The sequence below is a fragment of the Streptomyces sp. NPDC002788 genome (assembly GCF_053592115.1).
Map to the genome: position 1 here is coordinate 316413 of NZ_JBSFVB010000009.1, position 17601 is coordinate 334013.

A 17601-nucleotide genomic window follows, 5' to 3' on the forward strand; every position below is an offset into this window, starting at 1 on the left:
AGACTCCCGTCCATCGGTCGACATTGTCGAACAGCTACCGGCAATACGCGTTAGAGTGTGACAACGCCAGGCCGGTATCGCACTTCACCCCTGGACGAAGGACAAAGGAGTCGCGGGTGTCCAGCTCCGACATCTTCATCGGCGAGACCATCGGTACCGCCATACTCATCCTGCTCGGCGGCGGTGTCTGCGCCGCCGTCACGCTGAAGGCCTCCAAGGCCCGCAACGCCGGCTGGCTCGCCATCACCTTCGGGTGGGGCTTCGCGGTGCTCACGGCCGTCTACACCGCGGCGCCGCTGTCCGGCGCCCACCTGAACCCGGCCGTGACCCTCGCTCTCGCGATCAAGGACGGCGACTGGAGCGACGTCCCCGTCTACTGGGCCGGACAGCTCCTCGGCGCCATGATCGGTGCGGCCCTGGTCTGGGTCGCCTACTACGGCCAGTTCCACGCCCACCTCACCGACCGGGAGATCGTCGGCGGCCCGGGCGCGCAGGGCACCACGACCAAGGCCGTCGAGGCCCAGGAGAAGGGCGCCGGCCCCGTGCTGGGCGTCTTCTCCACCGGCCCCGAGGTCCGGGTCGCCTGGCAGAACGTCGCCACGGAGATCATCGGCACGATCGTGCTGGTGCTCGCCGTGCTCACCCAGGGCCTGAACGACAAGGGCAACGGCCTGGGCAATCTGGGCGCCCTCATCACCGCGCTCGTGGTGGTCTCGATCGGCCTGTCCCTCGGCGGCCCGACGGGGTACGCGATCAACCCGGCCCGTGACCTCGGTCCGCGTATCGTGCACGCCCTGCTGCCGCTGCCCAACAAGGGCGGCTCCGACTGGGGCTACGCCTGGGTGCCGGTGGTCGGTCCGCTGATCGGCGGCGCCATCGCGGCAGGCATCTACAACGTCGCGTTCGCCTGAGAATCCCCCGCGCTCTCGCGAAACTTCCAGCAAGCGCCGTACGTAAGCCCCATAAACCCGGAACCTCCAGGAGCACACAGTGACCGACGCGCACACCGCCGGCCCCTTCATCGCCGCCATCGACCAGGGCACCACCTCCAGCCGCTGCATCGTCTTCGACCGGGACGGCCGGATCGTCTCGGTCGACCAGAAGGAGCACGAGCAGATCTTCCCGAAGCCGGGCTGGGTCGAGCACAACGCCACGGAGATCTGGACCAACGTCCAGGAGGTCGTCGCCGGGGCCATCGCCAAGGCCCAGATCACCCGCGACGACATCAAGGCCATCGGCATCACCAACCAGCGCGAGACGACCGTGCTGTGGGACAAGAACACCGGTGAGCCCGTCCACAACGCCATCGTCTGGCAGGACACCCGCACCGACGCCCTGTGCCGCGAGCTCGGCCGCAACGTCGGCCAGGACCGCTTCCGCCGCGAGACGGGCCTGCCGCTGGCCTCCTACTTCGCCGGTCCGAAGGCCCGCTGGCTGCTCGACAACGTCGACGGGCTGAAGGAGCGCGCCGAGGCGGGCGACATCCTCTTCGGCACCATGGACACCTGGGTCATCTGGAACCTGACCGGCGGTGTCGACGGCGGCAACCACGTCACGGACGTCACCAACGCCTCGCGCACGTTGCTCATGAACCTGCACACCATGCAGTGGGACGACAGGATCTGCGAGTCGATCGGCGTCCCGAAGCAGGTCCTGCCCGAGATCCGCTCCTCCGCCGAGGTCTACGGCGAGATCACCGGCGGCAAGCTGGGCGACCTGCTGGGCGGGATCCCGGTCGCCTCCGCGCTCGGCGACCAGCAGGCGGCCCTGTTCGGCCAGACCTGCTTCTCCGAGGGCGAGACCAAGTCGACCTACGGCACCGGCACCTTCATGGTGATGAACACCGGTGACAAGATCATCAACTCCTACAGCGGTCTGCTGACCACCGTCGGCTACAAGATCGGCGACCAGAAGACGGTCTACGCCCTGGAGGGCTCGATCGCCGTCACCGGTTCGCTGGTGCAGTGGATGCGCGACCAGATGGGCCTGATCTCCACGGCCGCCGAGATCGAGACCCTCGCGCTGTCGGTGGAGGACAACGGCGGCGCCTACTTCGTACCGGCCTTCTCCGGCCTGTTCGCCCCGTACTGGCGCTCCGACGCCCGCGGTGTGATCGCCGGCCTGACCCGGTACGTCACCAAGGCGCACCTCGCGCGCGCCGTCCTGGAGGCCACCGCCTGGCAGACCCGGGAGATCGCCGACGCCATGACGAAGGACTCCGGCGTCGAGCTGGCCGCCCTCAAGGTCGACGGCGGCATGACCTCCAACAACCTGCTGATGCAGACCCTCGCCGACTTCGTGGACGCACCCGTGGTGCGCCCGATGGTCGCCGAGACCACCTGCCTCGGCGCCGCCTACGCCGCCGGTCTCGCCGTCGGCTTCTGGAACAGCACCGACGACCTGCGTGCCAACTGGCGCCGGGCCGCCGAGTGGACCCCCCGCATGGACGCGGAGACCCGCGCCCGTGAGTACAAGAACTGGCTCAAGGCCGTCGAGCGGACCATGGGCTGGCTCGAGGACGAGGAGTAAGAAACAGCATGACCACTCAGTCCACCCTGCAGTCCGTGCCTGCCCTGGGGACGCGCCCGGCCTCCGGCTCGAACCCGAGCCGAGCCGAGACCAGGGAGCAGCTCTCCAAGGCGTCGTACGACCTTCTCGTGATCGGCGGCGGCATCCTGGGCATCTCCACCGCCTGGCACGCCGCGCAGTCCGGCCTCAGGGTGGCTCTGGTCGACGCCGGCGACTTCGCCGGCGCCACGTCCTCCGCCTCCTCCAAGCTGCTCCACGGGGGTCTGCGCTACCTGCAGACCGGCGCGGTGAAGCTGGTGGCGGAGAACCACTTCGAGCGCCGTGCGGTCTCCCGCCAGGTGGCTCCCCACCTGGCGAACCCGCTCACGTTCTACCTCCCCGTGTACAAGGGCGGGCCGCACGGCGCGGCGAAGCTCGGGGCGGGCGTCTTCGCCTACTCCGCGCTCTCCGCGTTCGGTGACGGCGTGGGCCACCTGCTCTCCCCCGCCAAGGCCGCGCAGGACGTGCCCGAGCTGCGCACCGAGAACCTCAAGGCCGTGGCCGTGTACGGCGACGACCAGATGAACGACGCGCGCATGGCGCTGATGACGGTCCGCGCGGCCGTCGAGGCGGGCGCGGTCGTCCTCAACCACGCCGAAGTGACGGGCCTGCGCTTCACCCAGGGCCGCGTCACGGGCGCCGAGCTCAAGGACCGGCTGTCCGGCGACGAGTTCGGCGTCAACGCCCGGCTGGTGCTGAACGCGACCGGCCCGTGGGTCGACCACCTGCGGAAGATGGAGAACCCTCACGCGGCCCCGTCCATCCGCCTGTCGAAGGGCGCGCACCTGGTCCTGAAGCGCACCTCCCCCTGGAAGGCCGCGCTCGCGACCCCGATCGACAAGTACCGCATCACCTTCGCCCTCCCCTGGGAGGACATGCTCCTGCTCGGCACCACCGACGAGGAGTTCGAGGGCGACCCGGCGAACGTCTCGGTCACCGAGCAGGACATATCCCAGATCCTCGACGAGGCCGCCTTCTCGGTCCGCGACCAGCAACTGAACCGCGACCTCATCACGTACGCCTTCGCGGGCCTGCGGGTGCTGCCGGGCGGCCCGGGCGACACCTCCAAGGCCAAGCGTGAGACGGTCGTCACCGAGGGCCGGGGCGGCATGCTGTCCGTCGCGGGCGGCAAGTGGACCACCTTCCGCCACATCGGCCGTACGATCATGAAGAAACTGGAGTCGCTGCCCGGCCACCCCCTGGGCGACGACTTCGAGCCCGTCAGCTCGCTGCCGAAGAGGCTTCCGCTGCCCGGTATCGCCAACCCGCGCGCGGTCGCCCACCGGCTGCTGACCGACCGCCCGGCGCCCGGCCCTCGCATGGCGGCCGACACGGCCAGGCACCTGGCCACGCACTACGGCTCGCTGGCGTTCGACATCGCTCGCCTGGCAAACGAGAGCCCGGAGCTCGCCGAGCGCGTCCACCCCGAGGCCCCGGAGATCTGGGCGCAGGTCGTCTGGGCCCGGGACCACGAGTGGGCCGAGACGCAGGACGACGTGCTGCGTCGCCGGACGACGCTGACGATCCGCGGCCTCGCGACGGACGAGGTGCGTGCCAAGGTGCAGGACCTGCTCGACAAGAAGTAGGCACGCCCCTGGGGACTGCCGTTCCGGGAGGGGCGGCTCCACGCCGACGGAGCCGCCCCTCCCGGGTTCGAGGGCCCCGCATAATGACCTGATACGTCGGAGGTCTTGAGCGACAGGGAGGCCGCCATGGCAGTGACCGACGAGGCGATCGAGAAGATCAAGGGCATGATCGTCTCCGGCGCGCTGCGCCCGGGTGACCGGCTGCCCAAGGAGAGCGAACTCGCCGCCGGCCTCGGGCTGTCCCGCAACTCGCTGCGGGAGGCCGTCCGCGCCCTGTCCCTCATCCGGATCCTGGACGTCCGCCAGGGCGACGGCACGTACGTCACCAGCCTCGACCCGCAACTCCTGCTGGAGGCGCTGAGCTTCGTCGTCGACTTCCACCGCGACGACACCGTCCTGGAGTTCCTGGCCGTCCGCCGCATCCTGGAGCCGGCCGCGACGGCCATGGCGGCCCTGCGGATCAGCGAGCAGCAGCTGGACGCGCTCACGGCCCAGCTGGACAGGCTCGGCGACGACCCGTCCGTGGAGGATCTCGTCGCCTGCGACCTGGAGTTCCACCGGGGCATCGTGCACAGCTCGGGCAACTCCGTGCTCTGTTCGCTGCTCGACGGACTGTCGGGCCCCACCACCCGGGCCCGGATCTGGCGCGGCCTCACCCAGGAGGACGCCGTCGGCCGCACCCTGCGCGAGCACCGGGCGATCCTCGCCGCACTGCGCGACCGGGACGCCGAGGCGGCGCGCTCGTGGGCGACCGTGCACATCGCGAGCGTGGAGCAGTGGCTGCGCTCCACGCTGTGACCAGGGCCTCACGGGAAGCTCGGATGAATCCCGGGTGTTCAGCAGCGGATCGCGGGGCAGTGATGGGGGCACTCCCCCTGTAAGGGGGCTGCGGGCGCCCCCGCGGCACGCCGTAAGGTTGGGTGGTCAAGCGAGGGCACGTCGGAAGGAGGCGCTGGGTGATCGAGCTCGAGGGGGTTCCCGAGCTGATCGACCCGGTCATGGTGGCCGCGTTCGAGGGCTGGAACGACGCCGGCGACGCCGCCTCCACCGCGGTCGCGCATCTGGACAAGGAGTGGAAGGGCGAGGTGTTCGCGGCGCTGGACGCCGAGGACTACTACGACTTCCAGGTCAACCGCCCCACGGTGTTCATCGAGGCGGGCGTCCGCAAGATCACGTGGCCCACCACGAGGCTCTCGGTCGTCCGGGTCGGCGGGGAGAAGCCGCGTGATCTCGTCCTCGTCCGGGGCATCGAACCGTCCATGCGGTGGCGTTCGTTCTGCAACGAACTGCTCGGCTTCGCGCACGAGCTGGGCGTGGAACTGGTGGTCGTCCTGGGCGCACTGCTCGGCGACACCCCGCACACGCGTCCGGTTCCGATCAGCGGAACGACGTCCGATCCGGACCTGGCCCGCCGCATGGACCTGGAGGAGACCAAGTACGAGGGCCCCACGGGCATCGTCGGCGTCCTCCAGGAGGCCTGCACGCACGCGGGGGTACCGGCCGTCTCCCTGTGGGCGGCGGTGCCGCACTACGTGTCGCAGCCGCCGAACCCGAAGGCCACGCTGGCCCTGCTGAACCGCCTGGAGGATTTGATCGACGTGCGCATCCCCCTGGGCGAGCTGCCCGAGGACGCGCGCGCCTGGCAGGTCGGCGTGGACCAGTTGGCCGCCGAGGACAGCGAGGTCGCCGAGTACGTCCAGTCGCTGGAGGAGGCCCGGGACACCGCGGAGCTGCCGGAAGCGTCGGGTGAGGCGATCGCCCGCGAGTTCGAACGCTACCTGCGCCGCCGCGACGGCGGCGGACCGGCCGCCTCGAGCGGGCACGCCACGGCGGACGGCAGCGACAGCACGTCGTACCTGCGGGACAACCCCAGCGGCCGGACCCGGCCGCCGAAGCCCCCCAAGCCGGGCACGGACGACGACGAGTCGTCGGAGGACTAGGCACGGCAAAAGGGGCGTCTCCCGGCCGGGAGACGCCCCTTTTCCTGCTCGGACGGCTACAGCGCCACGCCCAGCAGCGCGTCCACCGCCCGGGAGACGACTCCTGGTGCGCCGAGGTCCGTGCCGCCGCTCTCCTCCTGCTGCGCGACCCAGCGATCGACCGCTGTGAGCGCGGCCGGGGCGTTCAGGTCGTTCGCGAGGGCCTCGCGGATCTCCTCCACGAGCGTCTCCGCCGGCGGTCCGTCGGGCCGGGACACCGCGGCCCGCCAACGGCCCAGCCGGGCGACGGCGTCCTGGAGGACCTGGCCGGTCCACTCCCAGTCGGCGCGGTAGTGGTGGGCGAGCAGCGCGAGCCGGATGGCGGCCGGGTCGACGCCGTCGCGCCGGAGCCTGGAGACGAAGACGAGGTTGCCCTTGGACTTGGACATCTTCTCGCCGTGGAGGGCGACCATGCCGGCGTGCACGTACGCCCTGGCCATGGGGAACTCACCGGTGAGCGCCTGAGCGTGCGAGGCGCCCATCTCGTGGTGCGGGAAGGCGAGGTCGGAGCCGCCGCCCTGGATGTCGAAGCCCATGCCGAGGTGGTCGAGGGCGATGGCCACGCACTCGATGTGCCAGCCGGGCCGTCCGCGCCCCAGCGATCCGCCGTCCCAGCTGGGCTCGCCCTCGCGGGCCGCCATCCACAGCATCGGGTCGAGCGGGTTCTTCTTGCCCGGCCGGTCCGGGTCGCCGCCGCGCTCGGCGGACAGCAGCCGCATCGCCGCGGCGTCCAGGTTCGAGACCTTGCCGAAGTGCGGGTCGGACTCGACGGAGAAGTAGACGTCGCCGTCGAGTTCGTACGCCGCGCCCAGGTCCCGCAGCCGCTCCACGAGCGGGACGATGCCGGGTATCGACTCGACGGCGCCTATGTACTGCCGCGGCGGCAGCATCCGCAGGGCCGTCATGTCCTCGCGGAAGAGAGCCGTCTCCTGCTCGGCGAGCGCGGCCCAGTCGAGGCCGTCGCGCTGTGCCCGCTCCAGGAGGGGGTCGTCGACGTCGGTGACGTTCTGGACGTAGTGAACCTGCCGCTTGGTGTCGAGCCACACGCGCTGCACGAGGTCGAACGCGTTGTAGGTCGCCGCGTGTCCCAGGTGTGTGGCGTCGTACGGGGTGATGCCGCAGACGTAGAGACGGGCGACGGGACCGGGGTCGAGGGTGACCAGACCACCGGTCGCGGTGTCGTGGATCCTCAGGTCGCGGCCCTGACCAGGCAGGGCGGGGACCTCGGAAGCGGGCCAGGCATGCATGCCCTGAGCCTAACCGGACTGGAGTTCCATATACGAATGGGAGCGGGCCGGACGGCCGAGAAGGCGCTCTTGCGGTGAACCGGCGGCTGTGCTGCTACACGGGTGGCCAGGGAATCGCCGGCCACTCCCCGCTCGGCTCGGGATGGGTGCCCGAGGCGAGCAGCGCGCCGACCCGCGCGCGGGTGGCCTCGATCTCGGCGCCGGTGATCAGCGCCGTGAGCCGCGTGGCGAGCGCCCCGCCTTCCGCCAGGTCCTTCCTGAGGCCCTCCAGGACGTCCACGGCCTCCTGGGTGAGGGGCTCCCCCGCCCACCCCCACAGCAGGGTCCGCAGCTTGTTCTCGACGTGGAACGTGACCCCGTGGTCGATCCCGAACAGCCGCCCCTCGCCGGTGGGCAGCAGATGCCCGCCCTTGCGGTCGGCGTTGTTGATCACCGCGTCCAGCACCGCGAGCCGCCGCAGCCGTTCGTCGTCGGCGTGCACGAGCAGCGCGGTGCGTCCCTCGCCGACCTCGGCGAAGCCGATCGCCTTCCAGCCGGGTTCCGGTTCCTCCCCGTCGACCAGGGCGAGCAACTCCGCCTCCGGCGCCACCTCGACCCACAGCTGGCACATGCCCTCGCCGTAGGGGCCGTCACGCAGCACGGTGGGCGGTACGAGGCCCCAGCCCGTCGCCTCGGAGACCTCGTAGGCCGCGACCTCGCGCTGGGCGAGCGTCCCGTCGGGGAAGTCCCACAGCGGCCGCTCCCCCGCGACCGGCTTGTAGACGCAGGCCGCCTCCCCGCCGTCGTGGGACACCGTGCAGAACAAGGCCGCGTTGGACGCCTCGCGGATGCGTCCGCGTACGGTCAGTTCACCACGGGTGAGCAGCTCGGCGGCGTGCGAGAGAGGCGTCACGCTCCGCGGCGGTATCCGTTCTGGCGCGGACATACGTGTCCTTCCGGGTCGAGCGGGAGGCTGCACAGCGGGCACGGCGGCCGCCCGGCGTTGACGACGTCCAGGGCGCGCTTGGCGAAGGCCCTGGCCTGCGCGCCGGTGAGCCGGACCCGCAGCATCGGGGGGCCGTTCTCCTCGTCCTGGAGCAGCCGTTCCTCCGCCTCGGCGAGGTCCTCTTCGGATTCGGCGTCGAGTTCGACGAGGGCCTGGGCCTCGACGATCATGAGCTGCTCGTCACCGTCCCAGGCGAGCGCCATGGTGCCGACCCGGAACTCCTCCTCGATGGGGGTGTCCAGCGGGGCCGTGTCGGTGATCTCCGAGGGTGCGACGGCGGGGACGGAGGCGCTGCCGCCGCTACGGCGTACGACCTCGTCGAGCAGTTCTTCCATGCGTTCGGCGAGCGCGGCGACCTGGGTCTTCTCCAGGGCCACGCTGGTCACCCGGGAGCCTGCGGAGGCCTGGAGGAAGAACGAACGGCGCCCGGGCAGTCCGACCGTACCGGCCACGAAACGCTCCGGATGGTCGTAGAGGAACACCTGACGGGACACGTCCTGTCTCCATTGGAATCGTGGGAACCGTGTGAGCACGGCGCTGCTGCGACCGCTTCACCCTACTGCGGCCGACGATCACGGTGCGCCCGCACCACCCCCGACGGGGGCCTCGTCGCCCGGCGGTTCCTCGCGCGGCACCAGGGACGCGAAGTCGCCGGTGTCGCCGAGGCGGACGAGAAACGGTCGCAGGCGGGTGTAACGGATCGCGGTGATGGAACACGGTTCCACGGAGATCCGCTGGAAGAGGTCGAGATGAAGCCCGAGTGCGTCCGCGACGAGCGACTTGATGATGTCGCCGTGCGAGCACATGAGGTACACGGCGTCGGCGCCGTGGTCGCGCTCCACGCGGGCGTTCCACTCGTGTACGGCCTCGGCCGCGCGCGTCTGCATGGCCCGCATGGACTCCCCGCCGGGGAACGCGGCCGCGGACGGGTGCGCCTGCACCACCTCCATCAGGGGCTCGTCCTTGAGCTCGGCGAGCTTGCGTCCGGACCAGTCGCCGTAGTGGCACTCGCCGATGCGCTCGTCGGTGTGGGGGCTCAACGCGGGGCGGGCCCGGAGCAGGGGTTGGATCGTCTCCCGGCAGCGCTGGAGCGGGCTGGTGACGATCTCGGCGAGGGGCAGTTCGGCGAGGCGCCCGGGCAGCGCGGCGGCCTGCTCGGTGCCGCGTTCGTCGAGGGCGACGCCGGGCGTCCAGCCGGCGAGCACACCCTCGGTGTTGGCGGTGGAACGTCCGTGCCGGACCAGGATCAGCGTGGGCATGCGGTCCAGCGTAGGCGCACGCGTGCGTGCGGTGTCGTTCGAGTGACGGGAGACTCGCTTCGTGATCGTCGACTGTGCCATCTACCGCGACGGACAGCGGACGGAGGGACCCGAGGACTTCTCCGACGCCCTGGGTGAGGCCCGTGCGGCGGGCGGCTTCGTGTGGATCGGGCTGCACGAGCCCACCGAGCGCGAATTCAACCATGTCACCCGGGAGTTCGGGCTGCACCCGCTGGCCGTCGAGGACGCTCTCAAGGCCCACCAGCGACCCAAGCTGGAGATCTACGACGACTCGCTGTTCGTGGTGCTCAAGCCGGTGGCGTACGAGCCGCAGAGCGACACAGTCTCCTCGGGCGAGATCATGATCTTCCTGGGTGACTCGTTCGTGGTGACCGTCCGGCACGGCGAGGGCGCCCCGCTGAAGGCCGTACGCCGCCGGCTGGAGCAGGAGCCGGAGCTGCTGTGCAACGGCCCGACGTCCGTGCTGTACGCCGTCGCCGACGCCGCCGTCGACCACTACCTGGACGTGGCCACCGAGCTGCAGGCCGACCTGGAGGGCCTGGAGGCGGAGGTCTTCTCCCCGGACGACGGGGGCTCGCGGAACACCGCGTCCCGGATCTACGACTTCAAGCGGCAGATCCTGGAGTTCCGCCGGGCGACCGGACCGCTGGCCCTGCCGATGAGCCGGCTGGCGGGCACGGCACCGTACGGAGTGGCGGTGCCGTTCGTGGACGACGGGGCCCGGCCGTTCTTCAGGGACGTCAGTGACCACCTCACGCGGGTGAACGAGTCCGTGGAGAACCTGGACCGGCTGGTGTCGGACATCCTCTCGGCGCACCTGGCGCAGATGAGCGTCCGGCAGAACGACGACATGCGCAAGATCTCCGCGTGGGCCGCCATGGCCGCGATCCCCACGATGTTCGCGGGGATCTACGGCATGAACTTCGAGCACATGCCCGAGCTGCGCTGGGTCTGGTCCTATCCGGCGCTGATCGCCCTGATGGCCGCCCTGGAGATGACGGTGTTCCGGCTGTTCAAGCGCCGGGGGTGGTTGTAGGACGGTCCGGTTCAGGCGAACTCGGGTTCGGCGGAGGCGGGTCCGCCGAGGGCGTTGCGGCGCTCGGGCGTCCTCAGCGACACCATCCGGCGCCAGCCGACCATCCGTTCGTAGGCGTACATCGCGTGGATGCCCGCCGCGAGCACCGCCGCCCTGGCCTTGGACCAGCCGAGGATGCGGCCCATGTGCGCCATCACCGCGAGGCTGACGTCCCGGTGGATCCGGATCTCGGCGAGCGCGCACTCGCGCAGGGTCCGCTGGATGGCCCGGCCGTGGCCCGCATGGGCGAAGCGCAGCAGTTCCTCGTGGCAGTAGGCGAGGTGGTTGTCCTCGTCGTGGGAGATCTGCCTGACGGCGCGGCCGATGTCCGGGTCGTCGGCGAAGTGCTTGCGGAGCAGTTCCATCTGCTCGGAGGCGCGCTGTTCGGTGACCCTGCTGTGCGAGAGGTACGTGACGATGTCCTGGACCGTGAGCCGCTCGTCGCGCTTGAGCTTCTCGTGCGCGAGGCCGATGCCGCTCTTCTCCAAGAGCATGGTGTAGTCGGTCTCCGGCGGGACCGGGACGGGATCGAGGCCGCGCTTCTTCATCAGGGCGTTGAAGATCCGGCCGTGCTTGTCCTCGTCGGCGCCGTGCCGGCTGATCTTGAGGGCGAGTGCGCGTTCGCTGTCGGGGACGAGCGCGGCGATACGGGCGTTCTCCCAGCCGCCCTGGGACTCGCCGCTCGCGGCGACGGAGCAGAACAGCGCGAAGGACTCGTCGTGGGCGATGATCTCCTGGAACAGACTCTTGGCCGAAAGCATCGTGGGCACCTCTCCCGAGCGCGTGCGCGTGCGCGTTCTGCAGATCCGCAGGTCTCCGCGGAGAACGAGTCAAGTGCCGGGTGGAGGGTGCTGCAACAGGTATGAGGGACAACTCCGCCGAACGGGGGACGCGTGAGGAAGCGTGCCCGGCGCGAGCAGGGCAGTACGCCGTAACCGCCGAGGGCTCGCCGCGTTGTTCCGCGTGACGGCCGTGGCGGGGAAGACCCCCGAGCCCCCACCACGGCCGCTGCGACTTCTAGGCGAGCCCGCCGCGCTCCAGGGCCTCCGTGCCGGCGCGCAGGGACGCGAGCCGCTCGTCGAGCGTGAAGCCCGCCGGCGCGAGGGACAGGGTGGTGACCCCGGCGGCGGCGTAGGCCTTCATCCGGTCCGCGATCCGGTCCACGGAACCGAGCAGGGTCGTCTTGTCGATCAGCTCATGCGGCACGGCGGCCGCGGCGCCCTGCTTGTCGCCGGAGAGATACCTGCTCTGGATCTCGGCGGCTTCCTGCTCGTATCCCATGCGCCGGGCGAGCTGGTTGTAGAAGTTCTGCTTGGGGCTGCCCATGCCGCCCACGTACAGCGCAGTGTAGGGGCGGAAGGTGTCGGCGAGCGCGGCCACGTCCTTGTCGTCACCGACCGCGAGCGGCAGGGTCGGGCACACGTCGAACCCGTCGAGCGTCTTGCCGGCCTTCTCGCGCCCGGCGCGCAGGTACTTGATCGTCGTGTCCTCGAGGTGCTCGGCGGAGGGGAAGATCAACAGGGCGCCGTCGGCGATCTCACCGGTCTGCTCGAGGTTCTTGGGGCCGATCGCCGCGATGTACAGCGGGATGTGCTCGCGCTGCGGGTGGACGGTCAGCTTGATGGGCTTGCCCGGGCCGCCGGGAAGGGGAAGGGTCCAGTGCTGCCCCTCGTACGACAGGCGCTCGCGGGTCATGGCCTTGCGGACGATCTCGACGTACTCGCGGGTGCGGGCGAGCGGCTTGTCGAACTTGACGCCGTACCAGCCCTCGGAGACCTGCGGGCCGGAGACACCGAGGCCGAGACGGAAGCGGCCGCCGGACAGGGAGTCGAGAGTGGCGGCGGTCATCGCGGTCATCGCGGGCTGGCGGGCCGGGATCTGGAAGATGGCGGAGCCCACGTCGATGCGCTCTGTCTGGGCGGCGACCCAGCTCAGTACGGTGGCGGCGTCGGATCCGTAGGCCTCGGCGGCCCAGCAGACGGCGTAGCCGAGCCGGTCGGCCTCCTGGGCCACGGCCAGGTTGTCCGCGTCCATTCCGGCACCCCAGTAGCCGAGGTTGATACCGAGCTGCATGCCGATTCCCCTTACTGATCAGTAACGTGCCCTTGTGCGCAGACCTTAGCGCGAGGCGGCCCGGGGGGCACCGCCGACTCCCCTCTCCTTTCAGGGAGATGAACAGGAATCAAGGACGCGACCATTGACGCGTCCACGGCAAGTTCCTACGTTCAAGGGAAAGCGCTTTCTCTCCTCCCCGCACTCCGACACGAACGGAGAGGCAACAAATGAAGCGAGCAGTCTCACCGCGGCTCCAAGCGGCGCTGGCCACAATGGCCCTGGCGGCCGCGACCGGCACGCTCGTGTCGGTGCCCGAGGCATCCGCGGCGACCGGCAGCGCCACCGGCTACGCGACGCAGAACGGCGGGACCACCGGCGGTGTCGGCGGGCAGACGGTCCGGGCGACGACGGGCACCGCGATCCACGCCGCCCTGTGCGGCCGGCCGAGCAGCAGCACCCCCATCACGATCGAGGTCCAGGGGACCATCGACCACGGCAACACCAAGAAGGTGTCGGGCGGCAGCTGCGACACGGCGGACGGTGTGATCGAGCTCAAGAAGGTCAGCAACGTGACCATCGTCGGGGTCGGCAGCGGCGCGCTCTTCGACCAACTGGGCATCCACATCCGCGAGTCGAAGAACATCATCGTCCAGAACGTCACCGTCCGGAACGTCAGGAAGTCCGGCTCCCCCACCTCCAACGGCGGCGACGCCATCGGCATCGAGCGCAACGTCCGCAACGTCTGGATCGACCACACCACCCTGGAGGCGTCGGGCGGCGAATCGGCAGGGTACGACGGCCTGTTCGACCTGAAGGACAACACCCAGTACGTGACCCTGTCCTACAGCGTCCTGCGCAACTCCGGCCGCGGCGGCCTGGTCGGGAACAGCGAGAGCGACCGGTCGAACAGCTTCATCACCTACCACCACAACCGGTACGAGAACATCGACTCCCGGGCCCCGCTGCTGCGCGGCGGCATCGCGCACCTCTACAACAACCACTACGTGCGCCTCAACGAGTCCGGCATCAACTCCCGCGCCGGCGCCCGCGCCAAGGTGGACAACAACTACTTCGAGGACTCCAAGGACGTCCTGGGCACCTTCTACACCGACGAGGCCGGCTACTGGCAGGTCGACGGCAACCTCTTCGACAACGTGACCTGGTCCGAGCCGGGCAGCGAGAACCGTCCGGCCGGCCCCGACCCGAAGTCGAACACCACGGTCGCCATCCCCTACTCCTACCGTCTCGACGCGGCCGGCTGCGTGCCGGGCATCGTGAACCGGACGGCGGGCGCGAACAAGGGGCTGCAGGTGTCGGACGGCAGGTGCTGACCGAGGACGCCGGGCTCCGCCCACCCCGGGGAGCCCACCGCCCACCTCCGGAAATCGGTCGTCCACAGCCACCCACACCGTAGGTTCCGGCCAGTAATCTCGGCGTTCATGGAGCAGAGGTATCTCGGCCGCACCGGCCTCCGTGTGTCCCGCATCGGGCTCGGCACCCTGACCTGGGGGCGGGACACCGACGAGCACGACGCCGCGGACCTCATGAAGACGTTCTGGGAGGCGGGCGGGACCCTCGTCGACACGGCGGACGTGTACGGCGACGGTGAGGCAGAGTACCTGCTCGGCAGGCTGATGGACGGCCTGGTGCCCCGCAGGGACCTGGTCATCTCGACGAAGGCCGGCAGCGTGCCGGACCCCGACCGCCGCTTCGACGGCTCCCGCGGCCATCTGCTCTCCGCGCTGGACGCCTCGCTCGCCCGGCTCGGCACCGACTACGTCGACCTGTGGCACGTCCACGCCTTCGACCCGGACACCCCGCTGGAGGAGACCCTCCAGGCCCTCGACCTCGCGGTCGCCGGCGGGCGTGCCCGCTACGCGGCGGTCTCCAACTTCTGCGGCTGGCAACTGGCCAAGGCCGCGACCTGGCAACTGGCGGCGCCCGGCACCCGGACCCGACTGGCCGGTACGCAGCTGGAGTACTCGCTGCTCCAGCGGGGCGTCGAGCGCGAGGTGCTGCCCGCCGCACTGGACCTGGGCATCGGGCTCCTGCCGTCCTCACCGCTGGGGCGCGGCGTGTTGACGGGCAAGTACCGGGGCGACACGACGCCGCCGGACTCGCGCGGCGCCTCGGAGCACCTCGCGCCGTTCGTCGCGCCCTACCTCGACGACACCGCGAGCCGCATCGTGGACGCCGTGGCGACCGCGGCCGACGGCTTGGCGGTGACGCCCCTCCAGGTGGCCCTGGCGTGGGTCCGCGACCGGCCCGGCGTGGCCGCCCCGATCGTCGGCGCGCGCAAGGCGCAGCAGCTCACGGCGGCATTGTCAGTGGAGACCCTTAGTCTTCCTGACGAGATCTGCCGGGCGCTCGACGATGTGTCGGCGCCCGTGCACCGCTATCCCGATCACGACTGGAGCACGCTGTGAGCACGGAGCCCGAGACCACGGAGGACGCCGAGCCGGGGACGCCGGGCGAGGAGAGCACTCCGGCCGGTGGTGCGGGGACCGAGGGCGGTGAGAGCGCCGCCGGGCAGGCGCCCCGGGCCGACCGTGGTGAAGCCGATGCCGGGCAGGTGCCGCAGGGCCGGACCCAGGGCGGTGAGGCCGCCGCAGGGCAGGTGTCCCAGGCCGAGGGCGGCGAAGCCGATGCCGAGGGGGCGTCCGAAGCCGACGGTGGTGAAGCCGGTGCCGGGCAGGTGTCCGAAGCCGACGGTGGTGAAGCCGGTGCCGGGCAGGTGTCCGAAGCCGAGGCCGAGCTGCGGGCCCAGCGGGCCGAGCGGGAGCGCATCGAGCAGCGCAAGGCCGAGAAGAAGACGATCGAGGCCGGCACCAGGCTGAGCGGCAGGGCCGCCGATCTGCTCGCGGCCGTACGGGCCGTGGAAAGCGGCGAGAAGCCGGTGGCCACGGTGTTCGAGGAGCCCTCGCCCTCTCCTCGGCGCCCCGCCCCGGAGCCGGTACGCCGGCCGGAGCCGGTGGCGGGCGAGGCCGTCGCCGCCTCGGCGGCCCCCGCGCCGGAGGCGGTCCAGGCCGTGCGGCAGGTGCTCGCCGAGGGCAGTGCCCCGGAGGTACTCGCGCCGCAGGTGGCCGCGGCGCTCGGCGAGGGCGCGGACGAGCTGCTGCGCGCGGATCCCTGGCAGTTGCTGCGGGTCGCGGGCGTGCGGCCCGAGCAGGCCGACGGGTTCGCGCGAGCACTGCTCGGCGCCGAGTGCGGCCCGGACGACGAGCGGCGGGGCCGGGCCGTGACCGTCTGGCTCCTGGAGCAGGCGGCGCTGGCCGGGCACACCGCCCTGGAGATGCCGGCGCTCCTCGCCGCCCTGGCCCAGCGGGGCGTGCCGGAGCCCGACCGTGCCGTGCAGGACACGATCGCGGAGGGTGAGGCGCTGGTCTTCCAGGACGCCCTGGAGGAGCCCGGTGTTCCAGCCCCGGCGGACGCGGAGGGCGCGGAGGAGGACGAGGAACGTCCGGTCCGTGTCCTGGTCGGACTGGAGCGGTACGCGCTGGCGGAGGAGAGCCTGGCCGACGGCCTGGCCCGGCTGGTCAACTCGCTGCCCGAGCAGGACGGTTCGGCCGAGGAGTGGGAGCGGTTCGCCGCCGGGGCCCAGGGGTCGGCGGCGGAGCTGCTCCGCGCGGTCGCCGGTCACGGCCTGGTCCTGCACACCGGCGGGGAGGCGGCCTTGGCCGAGTCGGCTGCGCTGCTGCACGCCGCCCGTTCCCTCGGGCTGCGGGCCTGGGCGGCCACGCACGGCCCGATCGGCCGGAACCGGTTCGCGGCTCTGGTGCGACGGTCCGGCCAGGCTGTGGACGTCCGCGAGCAGGCTGACGGGACACCCACCGCCGAGTCCCCCGTCACCACCGTCTCCGGACTCCTCGCGGGTCTCGAAGGGCCCGGCCGGGATGCCGACGGCGCCCTCGATCTCGATCTGCTCGTCGTGCTCGACGCGCCGCAACTGGACGTCGAGACGGCGGCTCTGCTGACGGAGTCGCTGCCCGACGGGGCGCGGCTGGTGCTGGCCGGGGATCCGGCGGTGCTGTGGTCCGTCGGACCTGGGCGGGTGTTCGCGGACCTGCTCGCGGCGCGGATCTGCCCACTGGTCGCCTCGCGCCGCCCGGACCCCGGCCCGCTGGGTGAGTTGGTCTCCGGGATCGGCATCGGCGAGCTGAACCAGGTCGAGGCCCCCGGCAAGGAGGTCGTGATCGTGCCCGTGCGGGAAGCGGGCGAGGCCGTGCACCGGACGGTGCAGCTCGTCGCGGACTCGGTGCCGCGGGCGATCGGCGTACCGGCTGAGGAGACCCAGGTGATCACGCCGGGGCACGGCGGAGCGGTCGGCACGCGCGCGCTCAACGCGGCGTTGAAGGAACGGCTCAATCCTGGCCCGGGCCGCTTCGGTGGCTTCGACCCCGGTGACCGGATCGTCCACTCCCCCGTCCCGGGCCGTGCGCTGCCCGGGCGTGTGGTGAAGGCGGATGCCGAGGGGCTGCATCTGTCGTGCGAGGGCGAAACCGTCGTCGTGCCGAAGGAGCGGGTGGAGCAGTCCGTACGGCACGGGTGGGCGCTGACCGCGCACCAGGCGGTGGGGAGCCGGTGGCCCGCGGTCGTCGTGGTGCTGCCCGGGGACGCCGCCCAGGCCCTCAGCAGGCCGTGGGTGTACACGGCGTTCGGGCGGGCCGACCGCCACCTGTCCGTGGTGCACGGCGTGGAGCAGGCACTTCCCCGGGCCGTGGCCGAGGTGCCGGCGAAGCCGCGGACGACCCGGCTGCCGGTGCTGCTCGCTCCGCAGGTCAGCGGGACGTGACGAGGGGCGGTGGTCACGGGCCCGGGCCCGTGAC

Annotated in this window: 14 protein-coding genes and 1 pseudogene; 9 read left to right on the plus strand and 6 right to left on the minus strand. The window is 71.3% G+C overall.

Features of this window, described 5'->3' with window-relative positions; translation table 11 throughout:
- Positions 1-116 precede the first annotated feature (116 nt).
- From ACWD1U_RS19315 to ACWD1U_RS19335, 5 genes are all read left to right on the plus strand, one after another.
- The gene (locus ACWD1U_RS19315) at positions 117-911 is read left to right on the plus strand and encodes an MIP/aquaporin family protein (protein ID WP_451108939.1); all 795 of its coding nucleotides are present in this window, start codon (positions 117-119) and stop codon (positions 909-911) included.
- Positions 912-990: 79 nt separating this feature from the next.
- A complete protein-coding gene (glpK, locus tag ACWD1U_RS19320) occupies positions 991-2529 on the plus strand; it encodes a glycerol kinase GlpK (RefSeq protein WP_451108941.1) in 1539 nt (512 codons plus the stop codon).
- Between the two features lie 8 nt (positions 2530-2537).
- Positions 2538-4154 carry an FAD-dependent oxidoreductase gene (locus ACWD1U_RS19325; protein WP_451108943.1) on the plus strand — a complete coding sequence of 539 codons (1617 nt, stop codon included), beginning with the start codon at positions 2538-2540 and terminating at the stop codon, positions 4152-4154.
- 126 nt (positions 4155-4280) lie between these two features.
- Positions 4281-4952: a FadR/GntR family transcriptional regulator gene (locus tag ACWD1U_RS19330; protein ID WP_451108944.1), complete on the plus strand. Its 672-nt coding sequence runs from the start codon at positions 4281-4283 to the stop codon at positions 4950-4952.
- Positions 4953-5110: 158 nt separating this feature from the next.
- A complete protein-coding gene (locus ACWD1U_RS19335; RefSeq protein WP_451108946.1) occupies positions 5111-6094 on the plus strand; it encodes a PAC2 family protein in 984 nt (327 codons plus the stop codon).
- 56 nt (positions 6095-6150) lie between these two features.
- Here the strand turns inward: ACWD1U_RS19335 and mshC are convergent, their stop codons facing one another.
- The 4 genes from mshC to ACWD1U_RS19355 all read right to left on the minus strand — a co-directional run bounded on the left by mshC (position 6151) and on the right by ACWD1U_RS19355 (position 9624).
- The gene (gene mshC, locus ACWD1U_RS19340; RefSeq protein WP_451108948.1) at positions 6151-7380 is read right to left on the minus strand and encodes a cysteine--1-D-myo-inosityl 2-amino-2-deoxy-alpha-D-glucopyranoside ligase; all 1230 of its coding nucleotides are present in this window, start codon (positions 7378-7380) and stop codon (positions 6151-6153) included.
- A gap of 94 nt (positions 7381-7474) precedes the next feature.
- Entirely contained in the window at positions 7475-8305 is an 831-nt protein-coding gene (locus tag ACWD1U_RS19345; protein ID WP_451108950.1) for an SCO1664 family protein, read from the minus strand.
- Positions 8269-8859 (minus strand): DUF3090 domain-containing protein, encoded by a 591-nt coding sequence (locus tag ACWD1U_RS19350; protein ID WP_451108951.1) that lies wholly within the window; start codon positions 8857-8859, stop codon positions 8269-8271. The genes ACWD1U_RS19345 and ACWD1U_RS19350 overlap by 37 nt, the downstream gene beginning before the upstream one ends.
- Positions 8860-8937: 78 nt before the next feature.
- Complete coding sequence (locus ACWD1U_RS19355) at positions 8938-9624, minus strand: histidine phosphatase family protein (protein WP_451108952.1); 687 nt, start codon at positions 9622-9624, stop codon at positions 8938-8940.
- A 61-nt stretch (positions 9625-9685) separates the two neighbouring features.
- Between ACWD1U_RS19355 and ACWD1U_RS19360 the strand changes: the two genes are divergently transcribed.
- On the plus strand, positions 9686-10681 hold the full coding sequence (locus tag ACWD1U_RS19360; RefSeq protein ID WP_451108954.1) for a magnesium and cobalt transport protein CorA: 996 nt from the start codon (positions 9686-9688) through the stop codon (positions 10679-10681).
- Between the two features lie 11 nt (positions 10682-10692).
- Here ACWD1U_RS19360 and ACWD1U_RS19365 read toward each other — a convergent pair whose 3' ends face one another.
- On the minus strand, positions 10693-11481 hold the full coding sequence (locus ACWD1U_RS19365; protein ID WP_451108956.1) for a ferritin-like domain-containing protein: 789 nt from the start codon (positions 11479-11481) through the stop codon (positions 10693-10695).
- Between the two features lie 256 nt (positions 11482-11737).
- Positions 11738-12793: an LLM class F420-dependent oxidoreductase gene (locus ACWD1U_RS19370; RefSeq protein WP_451108958.1), complete on the minus strand. Its 1056-nt coding sequence runs from the start codon at positions 12791-12793 to the stop codon at positions 11738-11740.
- A gap of 209 nt (positions 12794-13002) precedes the next feature.
- Between ACWD1U_RS19370 and ACWD1U_RS19375 the strand changes: the two are divergent.
- From ACWD1U_RS19375 to ACWD1U_RS19385, 3 genes and pseudogenes are all read left to right on the plus strand, one after another.
- Positions 13003-14103: pseudogene (locus ACWD1U_RS19375) on the plus strand (pectate lyase family protein); the annotation flags it as partial.
- Between the two features lie 111 nt (positions 14104-14214).
- On the plus strand, positions 14215-15201 hold the full coding sequence (locus ACWD1U_RS19380) for an aldo/keto reductase (protein ID WP_451108960.1): 987 nt from the start codon (positions 14215-14217) through the stop codon (positions 15199-15201).
- Positions 15198-17567: a helix-hairpin-helix domain-containing protein gene (locus ACWD1U_RS19385; RefSeq protein ID WP_451108962.1), complete on the plus strand. Its 2370-nt coding sequence runs from the start codon at positions 15198-15200 to the stop codon at positions 17565-17567. Before ACWD1U_RS19380 ends, ACWD1U_RS19385 begins: the two co-directional genes overlap by 4 nt.
- Positions 17568-17601 lie beyond the last annotated feature (34 nt).